Genomic DNA, 19,239 nt, shown 5'->3' with positions numbered 1-19,239 from the left:
CCCGTGGCATGTGACCATGGAGAACGTGCAGGAATCCGCCCCCAACGACCTCGCCGAACAGGTGAAGCCGACGATCATCGAGCGCCCTCCGGTGCCCGTTCCCGGCAGCCTGTCCCCGGCACCGTTCGAGCCGCCCAAGATGTACCGCCGCCGTTCCGGCCGCGCCATCGCGGGTGTCGCCGGCGGTCTCGCCGATCACCTCGGCGTCAAGGTGCTCTGGGTCCGGACGGCGTTCGCGTTGCTGGCCGCGCTGAACGGCGTCGGCCTGCTCGCGTACGGCCTGCTCTGGGTGTTCGTCCAGCAGCAATCCGGTGAAGTCGAGCCGGAGAAATCCGCGCCGAAGGAGAAGCAGCAGGCGTTCGGCCTGATGGCGCTGGGGGTCGGCCTCGCCGTCGCCAGTGGCACGCTGACCGGCCTGATCAGCGGCTGGGTCGCCATCCCGCTGGCACTGGCGATGATCGGCGCGGCCGTCGTCTGGCGTGAGGCCGACGAGTCGCAGCGCCGCCGCTGGCGCCTCGGTGCCAAGGGCGGTGTCGCCACGGCGTTCCTCGGCGGCGGTGGCTGGTCGGCCGCGATCCGCGTGGTCGCCGGTGTCGCGCTGGTGATGACCGGGATCGGCGTCGTCGTGCTGGAGAGCGGCAGCATCGACCAGGTCAAGTTCGCGCTGGTCGCCGTGATCGCGACGCTGTTCGGGGTGGCCGTGCTGACCGTCCCGTTCTGGCTGCGCCTGGTCCGTGACCTGTCCGACGAACGCATGGCCCGCATCCGCACCGACGAACGCGCCGAGATCGCCGCGCACCTGCACGACTCGGTCCTCCAGACCCTCGCGCTGATCCAGAAGCAGGCGGATTCGCCCCGCGAGGTCGCGAGGCTCGCGCGCGGGCAGGAACGTGAGCTGCGCGGCTGGCTGTACGGGCCGTCGGGGTACGGCAAGAACAAGAAGACCGAGGACGAGGCCGTCAGCGGCCAGCTGTCCGAAGTGCTCGCTGCCGCGTGCGGCGAGGTCGAGGACGCCTTCGCGATCTCGGTGCAGCAGGTCGTCGTGGGGGAGGCCACGCTGAACGAGCCGCTGACCGCGTTGGTCCAGGCGGCGCGCGAAGCGATCGTCAACGCCGCCAAGCACGCGGGTGTCGACGAGGTCAGCGTGTACGCCGAGGTCGAGCCGACCGCGGTGACTGTGTTCGTGCGCGACCGGGGGAAGGGGTTCGACCCCGACGTCGTGCCGAGCGATCGGCACGGGCTCGCCGATTCCATCCGGGGGCGGATGGAGCGGCACGGCGGGAAACTCAAGCTGCGGACCGCACCGGGTGAAGGAACCGAGGTCCAGCTGGAGATGCCGGTCAAGGCGGGGAAGGGCGCGGCGTGAGGTCGCTATGCTCACGGGACAGGGCGAGCGAGGGAGCATCGTGACGGAGAACCAGCAGACGCGGGAGCCGGTCAAGGTCTTCCTCGTCGACGACCACGCGCTCTTCCGCGCGGGTGTGCGCACCGAACTGGACTCGATCACCGACGACGTCCGCGTGGTCGGTGAGGCGGGCTCGGTCGCCGAAGCGGTCGCGGGTATCGCCCGGACCAAACCGCAGGTCGTGCTGCTCGACGTGCACATGCCGGACGGCGGCGGCGCCGAGGTGCTGCGCCGGGTCCGGCCGGAACTGCCGGACGTCGTGTTCCTCGCGCTGTCGGTCTCCGACGCCGCGGAAGACGTGATCGCCGTGATCCGCGCGGGGGCCCGGGGGTACGTCACGAAGACGATCTCGTCGAAGGAGCTCGTCCGCGCCGTCGTGCGGGTTTCGGACGGGGACGCGGTGTTCTCGCCGCGGCTGGCCGGGTTCGTGCTCGACGCGTTCGCCGACCGCCCGGGTTCCGCGCCGATCAGCGACCCGGATCTCGACCTGCTGACCCCGCGCGAGCGTGACGTGCTGCGGCTGCTCGCGCGCGGGTACGCGTACAAGGAGATCGCGTCGGAGCTGTTCATCTCGGTGAAGACCGTCGAGACCCATGTGTCGAGCGTGCTGCGGAAGACGCAGCTTTCGAACCGGTACGAGCTTTCGCGCTGGGCTTCCGACCGGCGTCTCGTCTAGGTGGCGGCTGTCCTCATCGGCCTGGTGGCCGTGTTCTTTCTGGGCATGGGGCTGCTGGGGCTCGCCGCGCCGAAGCGGCTGATCCGGCCGTTCGGCATTTCGCTGGAGTCGGCGACGGCGCGAACCGAGGTGCGCGCGGTGTACGGCGGCTTCGGTGTGGCTGTCGCGGTGCTGCTCGGGTTCGCGGCTTTCGACGTCGGCGGGATCCAGCGGGACGTCGCGATCGCGGTGGCCGTCGCGCTCGTCGGGATGGCCTTCGGACGGCTGGTCGCGCGGTTCGCGGAGCGGCCCGAGCGGTTCTATCCGAGCTGGCTCTACTTCTGGGTCGAGATCGTTCTCGCCGCTCTGCTCGTCCTCGCGACCGTGGCGCCCGACCTGCGTTTAGCGGGCTAATCGCGATCCGGCGAGCCCCCAGGCCCCACCGCATCGCGATTAGCCCGCTAAACGCAGGTCAGCGGAATTCGTGGGTGACTTCGATCTTCCCGACGATGTGTGCGTTGAACTCGGCGAGGTCCTCGGCCGGGACCCACAGCTCGAGGATGGTCTTCCCGCCCGCCTGCTGGACGGGGTACCGCTCGACGAACGCGGTCTCGACCTCGAACCGCGTCACGAACCCGGCGCCGTCGTACCGCACGTTCCAGTCGCGGGCGATCTTGATCGCGTAGTCCTCGTTCAGCACCGGGTAGAAGATCGGCTGCTCCGGCAGCCGCGGCGGCCACTCGCGCCAGCCCGACTCGCGGACGAGGTCGAGCTCGACGGGCCCGGCCGGCCGCCACAGCGTCGTCGTCGCGGTCACGGCGCGGCGTCCCCGGCGGCGGCCAAAGGGCGCTCGACCTGCGGAGTGGTAGCAAAGGTCCCTTGCTCCCTCGGGCGGAGCCGGGTCAGCGCGACCCCGCCCAGCACGACGACCATCCCGGCGATCACCCGCAGGTTCAGCGGCTCGGCCAGGAACACCGCTCCCAGCAGCACCGAAACCACCGGCAGCAGGTAGCCGACGATCGACGCCGCGACGGCGCCCTCGCTCGCGAGGAGCTGGTAGTTCAGCGCGAACGCGATCCCGGTCGACCCGATCCCCAGGATCACGACCGCGACGACCGCGCCGGTGCTCAGGTGCACCGGTTCGAAACCGCCCATCGGCATCGCGAGCAGCAGGAACCCGGTCGCCAGCAGCATCTGGCCGCCGGCCAGCGACATCGGCGAGTCGCCGGTGCCGGTGAGGTACTTGCCCTCGTAGACGAACGCGAAACCGTAGCTCGCGGCCGCCGCGAGGCACGCCAGCGCACCCCAGCTCAGCAGGCCGGAGGCCTCCCACGGCGCGAAGATCAGCAGGATCCCGGCGAGCCCGACGACCAGCCCGGTGACCCGCACCGCGGTCATCTTCGTCCGCGAGCCCATCATCGGAGCGGCCAGCAGAACCCACAACGGCGTCGTCGAGTTCAGCACCCCGGTGATCCCGGAGTCGACGGTCAGCTCACCCCACGCGAACAGCAGGAACGGCAGCGCGTTGTGGAAGAACGCCGCGACGGCCAGATGTCCCCAGATCCGCCGCCCCGACGGCAACCGGTCGCGGCCGAGGTAGCAGAGCCCGATCAGCACCGCCGCGCCGAGCGCCACCCGCGCCAGCACCAGCTGCACCGGCGAGAACGCGCCGAGCCCCAGCTTGATCCAGAAGAAACTCGATCCCCACATGAGCGCCAGCGCGCCGATCCGCAGCAGGGTCTTCGTCTCGCCCACCAGTCCTCCTTAAGTGCCCGGCCCAGCTTCGCCGCGCCGACGCGTAAGGACAAGCGAAAATAACTGCAGGAAGCCTTAAGAAGAACTGTAAGATCGGGGCATGCTGGACGTCCGCCGCATGCAGGTCCTCCGAGCCGTCATCAGTAGCGGTTCGATCACCGCCGCCGCCCGGAATCTCGGCTACACACCCTCCGCGATCAGCCAGCAATTGTCCACCCTGGAAAGGGAAGCGGGCGTCGAACTGCTCGAGCGCGTCGGTCGCGGCGTGCGGCCGACCCCCGCCGGTTCGCTGCTGTCCGAACACGCGGAAACGCTGAGCACCCAGCTCGCGAAGGCCGAAGCCGCGCTCACCGAACTCAAGGAAGGCCGCACGGGCAGGCTCGCGATCCGCTACTTCGCCACGGCGGGCGCCTCGCTGGTGCCCTTGGCCGTCGCCGCCCTGCGCCGGGAGTTCCCCGGTGTCCGCCTCGACCTGAAACTGGTCGAGCCCGACGATTCGATGCCCGAGATCGAGTCGGGCAAGGCCGACGTCGCGATGATCGTGCTCCCCAGCAGCACTCCCCGGATCAAAGGGGTCGAGTACGTCCACCTCCTCGACGACCCGTACCGCGCGATCCTGCCGAAGAACCACCGGCTCGCCCGCAAACGCGTCCTTGATCTCGGCGAACTCGCGGAAGATCCGTGGGTCGGCGTCGACGGCCTTCCCGGCGCCTGCCGCGACATCCTGCTCGACGCCTGTGGCGCGGCCGGGTTCGCCCCGAACCACGTCGTCGAATCCGAGGATTACCAGACGGCGCAAGGGTTCGTGGCCGCCGGTCTCGGTGTCGCGCTGATTCCGGAGCTCGGTCTCGGCGCTCCGCATCCCGGCGTCGCCATCCGCAAGGTCCGGCGGCCGGATCCGGTGCGGTCCATCCACGCCGCCGTGGCCGCGCACGCCAGGGAACACCCCGCGGTGCGGCGGTTCCTCGGCGCGATCCGCGAGGGGGCCGGACAGGTAAGCGGGACTGGCCGAGTGGGCACGAAAACCGGCTGAGCTTGATCGGCCGCGCCGGCGGTCGACAACCTGGCAGGGAACCCGCCAGCGAAAGGACCCCGGTGCGTCCCCTGATCGTCCTGCACGGCTCTTGGCACCAGCCCGCCCATTTCGACGACGTCGCCGGACGCCTGCGCCGGGAAGGCGCCGACGTCACCGTCCCCGACCTCGGTGGGCGTCCGATCGCCGAAACCACCCGGACCGTCCAGGAACTCGTCGACCAGGCGGCCGAACCACCGGTGGTGCTCGCGCACTCCTTCGGCGGACTGACCGCCAGCGGGCTTCAGGGGATTTCACACCTGATCTTCCTGGCCGCGATCGTCAGCGAGCCCGGGGAAACCGCTCAGTACTGGATCGAGCGGATCAAGGAGGAGACCGGTCGCGAACCCGCCCAGGTGCCCTTGACCTTCGACGACAAGGGCCTGACCCATCTCGACCTGGCCGCCGTCCGCGAGGCCATGTACGCCGACTGCACGGACGCCGTCGCCGAGCGGGCGACGGCGTTGCTGCGTCCGGAACCCGTCACGATCTTCGACGAGTCGCCGGAGGGTTCGGCGTGGAAGGACACCCCGAGCACGTACATCGCCTGCACCGAAGACCGGACTCTCGCCCCGGAACTCGTGGCCCACTGCGCCGCGCGCTGCGATACGACGGTGACCTGGCGGGCGAGCCACAGCCCGTACCTCAGCCGTCCGGTCGAGCTGGCGACGCTGGTCCTCGAGCGGCTCTAGATCAGGAACAGTTCCGCGAACAGCACCCCGACGAGGATCGCCGCCACCACGGCACCCGCGACGATCAGCCATTTCCGGGTGTCTGGCGACTTCGCGGCCACCGGCGCGGCGGGCGCGTACTGCTGCGCCGGCGGCGCGTACTGCGGCTGCGGCGGCTGATACTGCTGCGGCTGGTGCTGGGGGAACTGTTGCGGCGCCTGCTGCATCGGCTGCTGCGGTGCCTGCTGGACGGGCATCGGCATCGACGCCGGAACCGTCGGCATGGCGGGCGCGGTCGGCGGGATGAACGCCGTCTGCCGCCCCTCCGTGATCGCGTTCAGCGAGCGCACCGTGTCGGCCATCGTCGGCCGCGCGTCCGGCTCCGCCCGCAGCATCTTGCGCAGCGCGCCCGCCAGCGGCCCGGCGGTCTGCGGCGGCCGTTCCGAGGATTCGCCGTCCTCACCGAACGGCGGCACCCCCTCGACCGCCGTGTACAGCGTCGCGCCCAGCGAGAACACGTCGGACGCCGAGGTCGCCGGTTCGCCGCGCGCCACCTCGGGCGCCCGGTACGCGGGGCTCGGACCGCCGCCGGTGATGCCGATGTCGGTGAGCTTCACGCCGCCGTCGTCGGCCAGCAGGACCGTGCCCGGCTCGACGGTCCGGTGCACCACCCCGGCCTCGTGCATCGCGGCCAGCGCGCGGCCGAGCACGATGCCCAGCCCGGCGGCCTGCTCCGCGGTCAGCCTGCCGTGCTCGGCGAGGAAGGTCGCCATCCCGCGGGACGGGATGTACTCCATCACCAGCCACACGTCCGGCCCGTCGGGCAGGACGTCGTACACCTTGATGGCGGTGGCGTGCTCGAACTTGGCCGCGTCCTTGCCTTCTTGGATCACGACGGCCTTGGCCTGCTCCGCCCGATCCGGCGGCAGGCCGACCGGCAGGTACATGCGCTTCATCGCGACCGTGCGGAGCAGGCGTGTGTCGAACGCCAGCCACACGATGCCCGCCCGGCCGCGCCCGATGGGCTGGTCCAGGCGGTACCGGCCGCCGACGATGGAACCTTCAGAACTCAATTGCAGCCTCGGATCGGATCACGGACTCGCCGGAGGCGATGACGGTTCGGACGGCTCCACGGACTTGCTGGAGCTCGGCGGAGGCGATGTCTTCGAGGAAGTCCTGGAGGAAGTCCTCGTCGGCGTCGGAGGATCCGGCTCCTGCGTCTGCGTCGCCTTGCTCGTCGTCTTCTTCGACGAAGTCGTCTCCTTGGGCGGCTCGGAAGACTCCGTCTCCGTCGGCGCTTCCGTCGTCTCGGGTGCCGAAGACGGCGCTGACGGAGAGGGCTTCGTCGACGAGTTCCCCACCTGCGCGGGCGTCTCCGGGTTGTTCGGGCTCAGCAGCCAGAACCCCAGCGCGGCCAGCGCCACGACCACGACACCACCGATGATCGCGGGCTTCTTCCACGCGCCCGGCTTCTCGTCGTCGTCCTCGTCCACCGGGCTGGTCTGCGCGCGGGTGGGCGGCGGCGGGGGCGGGTTGTCGTAATCGTCGTCGTAGGGGTCGTCGTCGTAGTCGCCCGCGGGGATCGGGACGGCGCGCGTGGGCGCGGGGCCGCCGCCGGGGTGGCCGCGTTCGGCCAGCAACGCCGTTTCGTCGTAGTTGTCGTACCCGTCGTAGTCGTCTTCCGGGTAGCCCGACGCGGGCTGCTGGTAGTCGTCCTCGTCGTCGTAGTACGACCCGGCCGCGTCCTGCTCGTCGAGCAGCGAGCCCGAGTGACCGGCGGCCTCGCTGTCGAGCGCCTGGGTCACGCCGCCGCCGGCGAGCGCGCCCGCGATCGGGGCGGCGAGCACGGTGTCGTCCGCGGGGCCGCCCAGTGGCGTCTCACCCCGTGCGACGGCGGCGAGGAGCTCTTCGCACTCTTCGGCGGTGGGGCGGTGCCGCACCTCCGGGTGCAGCAGCACGGCCAGCACGCTGGCGAGCGGGCCGGACTGACGCGGCGGGATGATCTGCCCGGCCGCGACCGCGTGCAGCAGGCTCAGCGTGTTCTCGCTGAGGCCGAACGGCGGCTGGCCTTCGCAGGCGGCGTAGAGCGTCGAGCCGAGCGAGAAGACGTCGGACTCCGGGCCAGGGTCGCCGCCGATGGCCACCTCGGGCGCCAGGTAGGCGGGGGTCCCGGCGATCATCCCGGTCTTCGTGACCGTGACGTCGTCCTTGGCCCGCGAGATGCCGAAGTCGGTGATCTTCACGGTGCCGTTGGGCGCCAGCAGGATGTTGCCCGGCTTGATGTCCCGGTGCACGATGCCGACCGCGTGCGCCTCGGTCAGCGCCGCCGCGACCTGCGCGCCGATCCGCGCGACCTCCGTCGGCGGCAGCGTCCGCTCCTCCTGCAGCACCTGGGCGAGGCTGGTGGAGTTCAGGTACTCCATGATCAGGCACGGCTGGCCGTTGTCGTCGGTGACGACGTCGAACACCGAGATGGCGTTCGGGTGGTGCAGCCTGGCGGCGATCCGCCCCTCGCGCATCGTGCGCTGACGGGCGTCTTCGGCGTCGTGAGCCTCAAGCCCGGGCTGCAGAAGCAACTGCTTGATCGCCACCGTGCGGCCGAGTACCTCGTCGTGCGCTTGCCACACGGCCCCCATCGCGCCCGTGCCGATCCGCCCGGCGATGCGATATCGACCGGCGACCAGGCGACCCTCGTCGCTCACGCGACCTCCCTTTGGGCTCCGTCTTCACGACGCGGAATCGTCCGCGTGCGCGGTGCGGCCTTCAGCACGCCACAGCGTTGGAGCGTATGCACATGTAGTGGTCTGTGTGCCGGCTTTTCCGAGACCGACTCGTGACAAGGCTAGGCGCTCACTCTGCGCACACACACGCGGCACACTCTGATCGCCCTGGGTGGAGGGCTGTTACACGCGCGGTGTCCGTCACATGTGCTGAGCGGACAGCAGCCGCGCGTCGGTGATCAGGCCGGAGGTCTCGTCGGCGAATTCGAGCACCTGCGTGACCCGCAGCAGGCCGCCGTCCGGGTTGCGCATGGTCACGACGGCGAGGATGGTGCCGTCGGCCTGTTCGTGGAGGTCCTGGATCTGGATGGCGTCCATCGCGCTCCACGCCTCGATCAGCTTGCCCGCCTCCGACTCGGCCAGCACCGGCGTGATCAGCGACATCGCGCCGTAGGGATCGGCGTCGACGGTCTGGTAGAACTTCCGGACCGCGTCGATCTTGTCCTCGGCCGTGCTGACCGCGGCGGGTTTGACGGCGGGCTGCGAGCTGGTGCTGCTGGACGACGAGCCCTGCGGCGGGAGCGAACCCGAGCCGGTGCCCGAAGACGGCTGAGGCGTCGTGCTGGTGCCCGACGTCGCCGGGGTCTCCTGCTTCCGCTGCGGCTCGGTGGAGTCCGGGACGGCGAGCCCGCCGAGCGCGGCGGCTCCGCTCATGGCTTCGGGTGCGGCGGCACCCGGCACGGTGCCCTGCGGCTGCGCGCCGGCGAGCACGCCCGCGGTGACGACGGCGCCCGCGACCAGGAGCCCGGCGGCGACCAGACCGGCCAGCTTGGCCCGCCGGACGGCGCGGCTCTCCGGCTCGTCCACCTCGGGTTCGGGCCGCGCCGGCCGCTCTTCGCGGGTGCGCGCGGGTACGAACTTCTGCGGCTCGCGGAAGACCTGCTCCAGGTACTCGCGGTCGACGCGGGTGTCGTTCAGGATCTCTTCCGGGATGACGTCCTCGACACGTACGGCGTCCTCACGCCGTATGCGCTGTCGATCAAGCACGAAATTCCTCGCTCTGGTCCGGGGCAGGCGCTGGGCCGTTCGGCCGACGCCTCTGGTCCGCGCGGCCGTCTTCTGAACGGTGCGGACCCTGCAGTCGTCAGGTAACCCTGTGCGGACGGCCCACGGCCAGACTCCATCGCCGGAATGCCGTCGCGATACGACGAACGGCAGCTTAGGTCACCCACCCGGACCAGGGACGACCGCTCAACGCACCGCACGTGCAGAGGAACAGGACACTTGCACGTGCGTGGTCGCCTACATGCCGTCGTCGACGATCTTGTCGTCGTCGCCGAAGGTGAACGTGCGCTGTTCCATGGTCTTCGTACCGTCCTTGTGCGTGACCTCGACGGTGTTGACCGTGACGCCGCGGCGCTGGTCGATGCTGACCTTCTTCACCTCGAAGTAGGCGACATCGCGGTAGCGGTCCCGGAGGCCTTCCGCGCCTTCTTCGCGCAGGCCGCCGGAGGTCACCGAGGACGCTTCCTGGGGGTTCGTGGTGACCGTGTTGAGGAAGATCTCGGTGTTGTCGCCCATCGCCTCCGCGTCCGGCTGCGAGGCGTACCAGGGGCCGGGCGTGGTGGTGCGGTTGGCCGGGACGACCGGCGGCTTCTGCGGCCGGTCGCTCGACGACGGCGCGGGCCGCCCCGACGTCACCGGCCCGGAGCTCGAACCGGGTCGCGACGAGTCGGTGCCGGCGGTTTCGCTGTCCGAGGGGGTGCCCGAGTTGACGGAGCTTCGGTCGTCGCCGGTGGTGGACTCGGTCTCGGATTCGGACGGGTTACCCGCCGCGCCACCCTGCGGCGGCGTGGCCGGATGGCCGGCGACACCGTCCTGGGTCAGCGGGCTGCCACCGCGGTATCCGGGCCAGCCGCCCTGGCTCTGCTGCTCCGGGAGGGGTTTGCCGACCAGGTACGAACCGGCGAAGAGCAGGCCGACCACGACCAGCGCAGAGGCCGCCGCCGCGAACCAGGCGGCCTTGCGCCAGGTCTTGGGCGGGGTCACCGAGGCGGGCACCGTACCGAGGTCGAAGGTGCTCAGGCCGTCGACCGGCGGGGCGAGGTAGACGCGGACGTCGTCGGTGTCGTCGACCTCCACCGGCTCGGGACGGCGGGGAGCGGGTGCGGTCAGCGTCACCTTCGTGCGCTGCGCGACCTTCGCGGTCCGTTCCCCGGTGGTGGCCGGTTCGGTGAAGGAGACCTCGACGCGCGCGGGGACCTCGCGAGCGGGCTGGGGGAGCGGCAGGCGGCCGCTCGATGGGGCGTAGCCGGGGCTCGGCGCCCTCCTGTCCCGCGGTGGCGGCAGGGGAAGGGAACCGGTGGAGGGCGGGGCGAACTCACGGTGCGCGTGATGGCCGTGCCCGGTGGGTCGCTGCCGCCTCGGCGGCACGGCCGGAGTCCAGCCTTCGGTACCGCCCGCCCGGTGACGGCCCGCTTGCGTGGCGCCGTCCCGTCCCTGGTGTTCCGCCCAGCCGTTCATGTCCGAGCGACCCCCTCACAGGCCGGCCCTGACGGCGATGTGACACCGGTTAAGCCGAACGGAGCAGCGGGTTCACGGGATCCCTCGCTTGCAGACTCCCAAGCACTCTCGTGAGCAAATGCACGCGCATACGACTGGGGGCGCGCGGGGCCATCGCCCCCGCGCGCCATGCGGGCATCGCCCGACCCAGACGCAAGGGTCCACACGAGGACCACACTAAAAGTTCGACACCCGCAAGTCTTCACCCACTCTGCAAGTTGCAGATGTTTCACTCGGTCGGGCGCGGCCGAATGGGCCTCGGTGACGTTACGGAGTGCTATCGGCGCTGGTGAAGCCGTTCAGTTGCCGCTGCGGTACTTCTGCTGGGTCGATTGCAGGGCTTTCGTGGCGGTGATCCCGCTACCCGCTGCAAGCAGAATGGCGATGATGTCGAGCGTCGTTCCCCCACTCGTGAGCAGCCAGGCGAAAAGCGAGGCGGCGGTGGTACCCCCTGCGATCGGCCAGCGCGTCTTGACGTACTGGGCGATGGGGGTGCCGCCCGCGCGCTTACCCGCCGCGTTGTTCAGCATGGCGAGATAACCGAGATGGCCCAATGCCGCGAGGACACCGGCGATCGCGATGATCACGGCGATGAGGTTAATCATGTGTCCAGTTTGCCCTGTCCCGCGCCGTCGTGGCTCGGGGAACACCCTGAGTTCCGTCTCACGGCACTGGATCGTGACGTCGCCGGATCGCGTTTAGCCCGCTGAACGCGATCCGGGCGCGCCGCGAGGGAGCAAGGGACCTTTTGCTACCACCTACCGCCCCAGCCTGCCCCGCCCGAGGTTGAGCAGCGCCATCGCCAGCTGCCGTCCCTCCGGCCCGAGCTCGCGGTAGCGCGCCAGCACGTCCATCTCGCGGTTGTAGACGATCCTGGTGCCGCCCGCGGCCATCCTGGCCGCACCGATCGTCTTGGAGACTTCGACGCGGCGTTTGACCAGCCGCAGGATCTCGCCGTCGAGGAAGTCGATCTCCTTGCGGAGCTCGCCGATCTCTTCGGCGGTGGCGGTGGGTTCTTCGGCGTCGGGCTTCTGTGTGGTGTTCATCGGGACCTTTCTTCGGTCCGGATTCCCATGCTGGCCCCCGGAACAGCGTAAAGCCCCGGGGTCCGTGGACTCCGGGGCTTCGGGTGATGGCATTTCGGCACTATGCGATCACGGGAGCCGGAGTCCGGGTCCCGTAAAAAAATCGCATCGCGTGGTGCCGCATGCCGCTCATTATGCCACAGCGACGCCGTCCTCCGGCTTGAAGCGGCGGCGTGCTCCGCGGACGCGGGCGTGGACGAGGACGCTCATCGCCAGCCAGAACATCGGCATCGCGGGCCAGAAGAACGGCACCCCAGACGCCGTCCAGCGGACGATCAGCAGCACCGAAAGCACCACGGCGACCGCGAGGTGGATCCGCACCGCCGGATGCCCGAAGACGACCGGGCGCCGCTTCGGCACGGGTTTCGGCAGATCCGACGTGAGCGCGACGAGATCGTCGGTGTATTTGGCGGAATACACAGCGCTCAGCCGGTCTTCCACTTCTTCGAGGGTGAGACGGCCTTCACCGCCGGCGGCCTGGATGCGGGTGGCGATCCGCTCGCGGTCGACGTCGGCGGCCCTGAGCCGGGAGGGAATTCCGTTGGTGTCCATGACGACCGATCCTCCGCCGCGAACACCGCTCGCGCGTCGGACGGCAGGCGGCAACATCGCCTACGCCCGGCGCTGTAGCGTGGACCGGCGATGAACACCCTCTTCGATCTCCCAGCGGACGGTCCGGCCAAGTCCCGGCACTCGGACCTGCTCGACGACCTGAACCCGGCGCAGCGCGAGGCCGTGACCCATGCGGGCTCGCCGCTGCTCGTCGTCGCGGGCGCGGGTTCCGGCAAGACCCGGGTGCTGACCCGGCGGATCGCGTACCTGCTGGCCGAACGGGACGTGCACCCCGGCCAGATCATGGCGATCACGTTCACCAACAAGGCGGCCGCGGAGATGCGGGAGCGCGTGAGCGACCTCGTCGGCCGCCGCGCCAACGCCATGTGGGTGTCGACGTTCCACTCCATGTGCGTGCGGATCCTGCGCCGTGAGGCCAAAACGCTGGAGATGTCGTCGAGTTTCTCCATCTACGACTCGGACGACACGAAGCGGCTCATCACCCTCGTCGCCCGGGATCTCGACATCGATCCGAAGAAGTACGCGGCGCGCACGCTGGCCGTGCACATCTCGAACCTCAAGAACGAGCTGATCGATCCGGAGACGGCGGTCGCCGACGCGGGCAACGATCTGGAACGCCGCGTCGCCGAGGTCTACGTCGAGTACCAGCGGCGGCTGAACCAGGCCAACGCGTTCGACTTCGACGACCTCATCATGCGGACGGTCGAACTCCTGCAGCGGTACCCGGACGTCGCCGAGTACTACCGGCGGCGGTTCCGGCACGTGCTCGTGGACGAGTACCAGGACACGAACCACGCGCAGTACACGCTGGTCCGCGAACTGGTCGGCACCGAGGCGAACGAGGCCGGGATCGAGCCCGCCGAGCTCTGCGTCGTCGGCGACGCGGACCAGTCGATCTACGCCTTCCGCGGCGCGACGATCCGCAACATCGAGGAATTCGAGCGCGACTTCCCGAACGCGCGGACCGTGCTGCTGGAACAGAACTACCGCTCGACCCAGACGATCCTGAACGCGGCGAACGCGGTCATCGCGCGAAACCCCAACAGGCGCGCGAAGCGGCTGTGGACCGATTCCGGTGACGGCGAGAAGATCGTCGGCTACGTCGCGGACAACGAACACGACGAAGCGGCGTTCGTCGCGGGCGAGATCGACGCGCTGGCGGACAAGGGCGAAGCGGACTACTCCGACGTCGCGGTCTTCTACCGCACCAACAACCAATCCCGGGTCTTCGAAGAGATCTTCATCCGCCTCGGCCTGCCGTACAAGGTCGTCGGCGGGGTGCGGTTCTACGAACGGCGCGAGGTCCGCGACATGCTCGCGTACCTGAGGGTGCTGGCGAACCCGGAGGACACGGTCAGCCTGCGCCGTATCCTCAACGTCCCCAAACGGGGTATCGGCGACCGTGCCGAAGCGGTCATCGCGACGTACGCCGAACGCGAGCGCATCTCGTTCGCACAGGCGCTGCGCGGCGCCGTCAATGGCGAGGTGCCGCTGCTGAACCCGCGCTCCGCCAAGGCGATCACCGGTTTCGTCGAGTTGATGGACGAGCTCGGCGAGGTCGTCGAGAGCGGCGCGGAGGTCGCCGACATCCTCGAAGCGGTGCTGGAACGCACGGGCTACCGCACGGAACTCGAGGAATCCGAAGACCCGCAGGACGCGTCGCGGGTGGAGAACCTGACGGAACTCGTCACCGTCGCGCGGGAATTCACCGAATTCACCACCGAGGTCGCCGGTCCGGAGGGCGAACTGCCGGAGACCGAGCCGGGTGTGCCGGAGCCGGGCTCGCTGCCCGCGTTCCTGGAGCGGGTCTCGCTGGTGGCCGACGCGGATTCGGTCCCGTCGCCCGATGGCGGCGATGACGGCGAGGGGCACGACGCGGGCGTGGTCACGCTGATGACCGTGCACACCGCGAAGGGCCTCGAATACCCCGTCGTCTTCGGAACCGGCTGGGAGGACGGGATCTTCCCGCATATGCGCGCGCTGGGTGACCCGACCGAGCTGGCCGAAGAGCGCCGCCTCGCCTACGTCGCGATCACGCGGGCGAGGAAGAGGCTGTACGTCTCCCGTTCGATGGTGCGCTCCGCCTGGGGCCAGCCGCAGATGAACCCGGCCTCGCGGTTCCTCGACGAGCTTCCCGCCGACCTGGTCGATTGGCGCAGGCTCGCGCCTTCCTCGTCCTCCGGTGGTTTCGGTTCGTCCGGCGGATCGCCGCGGGCCGCGACGACCTGGGGGAGCCGCGGCGGTGGCTCGCCGGCGTCGAGGACGGCGAGCACGAGCCCGTTCGGCAAGGGCTGGAAGGACACCGTCGCGCTCAAACTGGACGTCGGCGACAGGGTCAGCCACGACAAGTACGGGCTCGGGACCGTCGTCGCCTGTGACGGCACGGGCCCGCGGGCCACGGCGACGATCGACTTCGGTGCCGCCGGCAAGGTCCGGCTGATGCTCATCGGCAGCGTCCCGATGGTCAAACTCTAGCCCTGACCTGCGGTTTCTCCGCCGCTCGCGAAAACTGTCGGACCCCTCCAGTATACCTGTGTCATCGAACACGAGTTCGATGCGCTGGGGTAGGCTGGACGAGCCGGTGTGCCCCGATCAGGAGGAGGGGGCGCAACCGGTGTGGACGGGGTCTTGTTTGGGGTTCTCTCGAGTGGGGTACTCGAGTATCTGCGGGGTGTTGAAGAAGGGGCGGGAACGGATCGGGGTCCGGAACCGCCGGAAGTGCTCAGGCTGGTCGCGGCCTGGCGCGCGTTACTGCGGACGCACGAACCGGACGGGGCCGGACGGTGCGTCGTATGCGGGCACGCGCGGCGATGGCTGTTCGGGCCGCGGCCAGCCGGGTGCCGAACTCTTCTTAGGGGACTTTTCGCCAGACGGCGGCCGAACGAACATGGCCCGGCCGGTCTCTGCACGGTCTGGCAGATCGCCTTGGGGTACTTCGTCCAGAAGCTGCCCGGGGGCGTCGCGTGAGGCCGCTGAGGGCCTGGAAGACCACACATGCTCCGAGGCCGATGGCCTACGACGCTTCCCGTTGCCCTTGAAGCTGTTGTCTTCGCAGGGGGAAGCGGAGGTCTTGAAGGCGCGCCAGAGCGTCGTCGCCCGGCGCGCCTTCTACGGGAGCGGAGTCACCGGTGTGGTGGAAAGGTGCCGCGTCGAAAGGAAAGCGGAGGCTCGATCAGCCGACGCTCACGCCACGGGCGGCGAGCCACGGGCGCGGGTCGATCTTCTTCGTGCCGTTCTGCCAGACCTCGAAGTGCAGGTGCGGGCCGGTGCTCTGGCCACGGTTGCCGACCTCGGCGATCTCCTCGCCGCACTTGACCTTCTGGCCTTCGCGGACGGAGAACGAGTTCATGTGGCCGTAGACGTGGATGGTGCCGTCGGCGAGCTGGACCTTGACCCAGAGGCCGAAACCGCTGGCCGGGCCGGCTTCGATGACCGTGCCGTCGGAGGCCGCGACGATCGGCGTGCCGATCGGGGCCGCGATGTCGATGCCGAGGTGGCTCGTGCCCCACCGGGCGCCGAAGCCCGAGGTGAAGGTGCCCTTGGCCGGCATGCAGGTCTTGGGGCGCTTGGCCTCTTCTTCGGCCTTGCGGGCCGCTTCGGCCTCACGCTTGACCCGAGCCTGGGTGATGCTGTTGTTCTCCGAGAGCTTCTGGGCTTCGGCGGAGGCGTTCGTCGACTGGCTCGTCGGCAGCAGCTCGGGTGCGCCACCGCCGGCTCCGCCACCGAGGGCGAACGAGGCGCTCGCGTCCTGGGTGCTGGCCAGCGGCGTGACGGCGGCGTCGGAGGATTCCGAAACGGACTTCAGGGTCTGCCCGGCAGCGGCGGCCGCGAAGGCGCCGGCAGCGACGGCTGCGACCACGACACGACCGCGAAGGGCCGAGGACGGGGGCGACAGGCGGTGCGAGCCCCGGACGCGGACGACCGCACCATCCAGTGCGTTCTCGAGCGCCGGGGAAGGAGCTTGGCCGCCGGGGGAGCGGTGTGAAGCCAAGACGGGGCCTTCCATGTTCGGGGAGTCGGATCAAGAGCCCGGGCGGGGGATCCCGGTGAAGAACCTCGGGGGTGGTTCGTTCGGTGCTCTCATTCGTGATCTGACTGTAATGGGGACCCCGGGACAGTAACGAAGCGGCACCCCCGACAGCAAGATCTGGCGGCGCTCTCGGCCGATCGGGCGACGGCGATCTGGCCGTTGTCCAGTGAGGATTACCCAAAGTTAGAGCAGGTTTACTCACAACCGTGTGACTTGCGTTACAAGATCAGAGGGCCGTTCGGGGGTACCGGAGGGCCGGAAAGGAGGCAAACGAGGGAAATAAGCGGTTGCCTGACGGTGTTGAAGGAGGTTTACCCGGACTGGGCCGTCTCAACCCTTCTTCAAGGGCTGGCCGAGCGCCGATGAGACCCAGGGCGCCCCCTGCTGCCGGGCCGCGCCGACCCCGGCTTGCTAGCGTCGCCGTCGATGACTTCGCGCTCACGGCACCCTGGCGACTCCGCCGGGCAAGCCGTCCCCGGTACCGCGTCCGCCGAACTTCTCCGGAGCGAACCGGGCTCCCGCCCGCGAGCGCTCCTGCTGTCGGCGGGGCTGGTGTCGGCCGGTGCGGTCGCGCTGGCGGCCGGCGCGCTGCTGCCCGTCATCCAGGGGGGCTCGCCTGGTTTCACCGCCGCTCCTCTGCTGGTCGTGCTGGCCTTGGCGCCCGCGGCGGCCGTGCTCTACGCGGTGGTCACCGGGCGCTCGGGGCTCGCGGCGGGCCTGGTGCTCGGGCTCACCGCGCTCGCGCCCGGACGGCTGCTGCTGGATCTGCAGCTGCTCGCCGACGGCTCCCTCGCCGCGCGCCCGGAACTGTTCCTCGCCGACAGGCTGCTCGCGCTGCCTCCGGCGGGGCCGGGGCTGTGGCCGCTCGTGGCGGGCCACCTGCTCACGCTCGCGGCCGGCGCGTTCGCCGCCGGGGCCGCCCGCGACGAGGCGGAACTGGCGGGCGAACTCGACGGACGGCGCCGCTGGCGGCTGCTCGGGCCCGTGCTCGGTGTGGCGGGCGGGGTCGGCCTGCTCCTCGCGCCGTTCGGTTCGGGCAACGCGTACCTCCTGGCCAAGAACGCCTTCGAGGGCCCGACCGTCGCGTTGGCCGGATACCTGTTGCTCGCGGCCTTGCTGCCGCTGACCGCGCTCGTGGCGGTGAGTTCGCCCTCGGCCGAGGTCGGCAAGGGCGGATTCGCCGGAGCGGGGCTGGCCGCGCTCGCGGTCGGTGTCCCGCCCGTGATCGCGGGACTGGTCGTGGACCGGCTTTCGGTCGCGCCGGGTTCGGTGGTCGTGACCGTCGCGGGCCTGGCGCTGGTGGGGCTGGCCTTCACCCGGTTCGACGTCGCGGAAGCGGGCGAGGCCGTCACCGGGGACATGGCGGGCGAGGCCAAGCTGCCGGGGCTGTTCTGGTGGCGGCTGGCCACCGGCGGTCTGGCGCTGCTCGCCGCCGCGGCCGCGACGGCGGGTGCGCTGGCCCCGGTGCTGAAGGCCAATGGTCCGGCGCCGGCACCCGAGACACCGGCGCGCTGGCTGCTGCTCGGCGCCGCGGTCGTACTCGCCGTGCCCGCGCTGTTCGTCTTCGTGCCTCGGCTCTCGGCGTTCGCCAGGGGAGTCGTCGCGGCCACGTGGGCGGGTGTCGTCCTCGCGGGCGCGGCGGTGCTGAGCGCGGCCCTGTCCGTGACCGAGGACAAGGCGGTGGACCCGGCGCTGTTCGGCGTCGACCTGCCGGTGCCGCTGCCGGACAAGGTCGGCTTTTCGGCGGGTCCCGGCGTCACGTGGACGTTCATCGCGCTCGTGCTGGCGGCCGTGGCCGCGCTCGCCGCGGTGATCACCGGCGTCGTGGAGCGAGACGTCTCCGACGACGACAACGCGGAACTGGACACCGGCCTCGACGGAACGCGGGCCGGTGGGAACGTGCTCACCCCGCTCGTCGCGGCGGCGGTACTGGCGATCGCCGCGTTCGGCACGCCGGTGTTCACCGCGCCCGGCTACACCGCTCCCGGGCTGTGGTCGGACTTCGGCGCGGCGTCGTGGGGCCTGCTCGGCGCGCTCGCGGTCGTTCTCGGCCTGTACGCACTCGTTCCGCGCTCCCGGCCTGCCGCGGCGGCCTCCGCCTTGGCAGGCGCCGCGCTGGTGCTCGGCCTGCGCGCGGCGGAACTCCCGCTCGTCGGCTCGGAGTACGACGGCTCGTCGGCCGGGATCGGGTTCTGGCTCGCGCTGGCCGGCGCCGTCGTCACCCTCGTCACGGCAGGGATGGCCGTCGCGGGCGCCCGGCGGGCCGGATGACGCGCCGTCTTCTCCGGGTCGTGCTGGCCGAGTTCGACGTCGAGGAAGGCGCGGCCGTCGCTCTCGGGCGGCTGCTGCGCGACGACGGCGTCGAGGTGGTCTACGCCGGGCGTCTCGACACGGTCGACCAAATGGCCAGAACGGTCGAACAGGAGGATCCGGACATCCTCGGTGTCCTGTGCGGCGCGAGCGAACCGGAGGGCCTGGCCGACGCCGTCCCCGGCGTCCTCCTCTTCGCGGTCGGTAACGGCCCGAGCGGGTTCGAGAACGCCTTCGAAAGCCTGGAAAACGCGGCGAACTGGGTCTCCGGTGTGCGGTCTCACACCGTGGAAACACCGTCTGACCGCGTACGGTGACCGACTTCACCAGGTGCGGAGTCCCCTGCTTCTACGCAGGTCGCTAACCTCGACTGGTCCGACAGCGCGGTCCGGCAACGGACC

The 19,239-nt window shown here is 70.4% G+C and carries 18 protein-coding genes; 8 read left to right on the top strand and 10 right to left on the bottom strand.

Annotated features, from left to right (window positions below; genetic code table 11):
• Positions 1 to 10 precede the first annotated feature (10 nt).
• Genes NQK81_RS18985 through NQK81_RS18975 form a run of 3 tightly spaced genes read left to right on the top strand, consistent with a single transcriptional unit; the run spans position 11 to position 2,474 of the window.
• Positions 11 to 1,366: an ATP-binding protein gene (locus NQK81_RS18985; protein WP_192747876.1), complete on the top strand. Its 1,356-nt coding sequence runs from the start codon at positions 11 to 13 to the stop codon at positions 1,364 to 1,366.
• A 40-nt stretch (positions 1,367 to 1,406) separates the two neighbouring features.
• Entirely contained in the window at positions 1,407 to 2,081 is a 675-nt protein-coding gene (locus NQK81_RS18980; protein ID WP_005165099.1) for a response regulator, read from the top strand.
• Positions 2,082 to 2,474, top strand: a complete 393-nt coding sequence (locus NQK81_RS18975; RefSeq protein WP_257489217.1) for a DUF4345 domain-containing protein — start codon at positions 2,082 to 2,084, stop codon at positions 2,472 to 2,474.
• A 58-nt stretch (positions 2,475 to 2,532) separates the two neighbouring features.
• Here NQK81_RS18975 and NQK81_RS18970 read toward each other — a convergent pair whose 3' ends face one another.
• Together NQK81_RS18970 and NQK81_RS18965 are read right to left on the bottom strand one after the other, a co-directional pair.
• Complete coding sequence (locus NQK81_RS18970) at positions 2,533 to 2,877, bottom strand: hypothetical protein (RefSeq protein ID WP_126736633.1); 345 nt, start codon at positions 2,875 to 2,877, stop codon at positions 2,533 to 2,535.
• The gene (locus NQK81_RS18965; protein ID WP_126736634.1) at positions 2,874 to 3,815 is read right to left on the bottom strand and encodes a DMT family transporter; all 942 of its coding nucleotides are present in this window, start codon (positions 3,813 to 3,815) and stop codon (positions 2,874 to 2,876) included. The genes NQK81_RS18970 and NQK81_RS18965 overlap by 4 nt, the downstream gene beginning before the upstream one ends.
• Before the next feature lie 100 nt (positions 3,816 to 3,915).
• Here NQK81_RS18965 and NQK81_RS18960 point away from each other — a divergent pair, with 100 nt between their 5' ends.
• Positions 3,916 to 4,848, top strand: coding sequence for a LysR family transcriptional regulator (locus tag NQK81_RS18960; protein WP_126736635.1), 933 nt, complete (start codon positions 3,916 to 3,918; stop codon positions 4,846 to 4,848).
• 62 nt (positions 4,849 to 4,910) lie between these two features.
• Complete coding sequence (locus NQK81_RS18955) at positions 4,911 to 5,579, top strand: alpha/beta fold hydrolase (RefSeq protein WP_257489216.1); 669 nt, start codon at positions 4,911 to 4,913, stop codon at positions 5,577 to 5,579.
• Here the strand turns inward: NQK81_RS18955 and NQK81_RS18950 are convergent.
• The 7 genes from NQK81_RS18950 to NQK81_RS18920 all read right to left on the bottom strand — a co-directional run bounded on the left by NQK81_RS18950 (position 5,576) and on the right by NQK81_RS18920 (position 12,477).
• Entirely contained in the window at positions 5,576 to 6,631 is a 1,056-nt protein-coding gene (locus NQK81_RS18950) for a serine/threonine-protein kinase (protein ID WP_257489215.1), read from the bottom strand. The two genes, NQK81_RS18955 and NQK81_RS18950, sit on opposite strands and share 4 nt — an antisense overlap.
• Before the next feature lie 18 nt (positions 6,632 to 6,649).
• A complete protein-coding gene (locus NQK81_RS18945; protein ID WP_257489214.1) occupies positions 6,650 to 8,260 on the bottom strand; it encodes a serine/threonine-protein kinase in 1,611 nt (536 codons plus the stop codon).
• Positions 8,261 to 8,479: 219 nt separating this feature from the next.
• Positions 8,480 to 9,325 (bottom strand): hypothetical protein, encoded by an 846-nt coding sequence (locus NQK81_RS18940; protein WP_257489213.1) that lies wholly within the window; start codon positions 9,323 to 9,325, stop codon positions 8,480 to 8,482.
• Between the two features lie 255 nt (positions 9,326 to 9,580).
• Positions 9,581 to 10,801, bottom strand: a complete 1,221-nt coding sequence (locus NQK81_RS18935; protein WP_257489212.1) for a hypothetical protein — start codon at positions 10,799 to 10,801, stop codon at positions 9,581 to 9,583.
• Positions 10,802 to 11,139: 338 nt separating this feature from the next.
• Entirely contained in the window at positions 11,140 to 11,445 is a 306-nt protein-coding gene (locus NQK81_RS18930; RefSeq protein ID WP_257489211.1) for a hypothetical protein, read from the bottom strand.
• Positions 11,446 to 11,598: 153 nt separating this feature from the next.
• Positions 11,599 to 11,886, bottom strand: a complete 288-nt coding sequence (locus tag NQK81_RS18925; RefSeq protein ID WP_016331191.1) for a chorismate mutase — start codon at positions 11,884 to 11,886, stop codon at positions 11,599 to 11,601.
• Positions 11,887 to 12,057: 171 nt separating this feature from the next.
• A complete protein-coding gene (locus tag NQK81_RS18920; protein WP_257489210.1) occupies positions 12,058 to 12,477 on the bottom strand; it encodes a DUF1707 SHOCT-like domain-containing protein in 420 nt (139 codons plus the stop codon).
• A gap of 90 nt (positions 12,478 to 12,567) precedes the next feature.
• Between NQK81_RS18920 and pcrA the strand changes: the two genes are divergently transcribed.
• Positions 12,568 to 14,973, top strand: a complete 2,406-nt coding sequence (pcrA, locus tag NQK81_RS18915) for a DNA helicase PcrA (RefSeq protein ID WP_126736642.1) — start codon at positions 12,568 to 12,570, stop codon at positions 14,971 to 14,973.
• A 697-nt stretch (positions 14,974 to 15,670) separates the two neighbouring features.
• On the opposite strand, the gene NQK81_RS18910 is transcribed toward pcrA, so the two are convergent.
• Positions 15,671 to 16,357 carry a M23 family metallopeptidase gene (locus NQK81_RS18910; RefSeq protein ID WP_126736643.1) on the bottom strand — a complete coding sequence of 229 codons (687 nt, stop codon included), beginning with the start codon at positions 16,355 to 16,357 and terminating at the stop codon, positions 15,671 to 15,673.
• Positions 16,358 to 16,954: 597 nt separating this feature from the next.
• Between NQK81_RS18910 and NQK81_RS18905 the strand changes: the two genes are divergently transcribed.
• Both NQK81_RS18905 and NQK81_RS18900 read left to right on the top strand, forming a co-directional pair.
• The gene (locus NQK81_RS18905; protein ID WP_257489209.1) at positions 16,955 to 18,799 is read left to right on the top strand and encodes a hypothetical protein; all 1,845 of its coding nucleotides are present in this window, start codon (positions 16,955 to 16,957) and stop codon (positions 18,797 to 18,799) included.
• On the top strand, positions 18,796 to 19,155 hold the full coding sequence (locus tag NQK81_RS18900) for a hypothetical protein (RefSeq protein ID WP_257489208.1): 360 nt from the start codon (positions 18,796 to 18,798) through the stop codon (positions 19,153 to 19,155). Before NQK81_RS18905 ends, NQK81_RS18900 begins: the two co-directional genes overlap by 4 nt.
• Positions 19,156 to 19,239 lie beyond the last annotated feature (84 nt).

Source organism: Amycolatopsis roodepoortensis (genome assembly GCF_024628825.1).
Taxonomy (GTDB): Bacteria; Actinomycetota; Actinomycetes; order Mycobacteriales; family Pseudonocardiaceae; genus Amycolatopsis; species Amycolatopsis roodepoortensis.
This window is presented reverse-complemented; position numbering and strand designations above follow the sequence as displayed.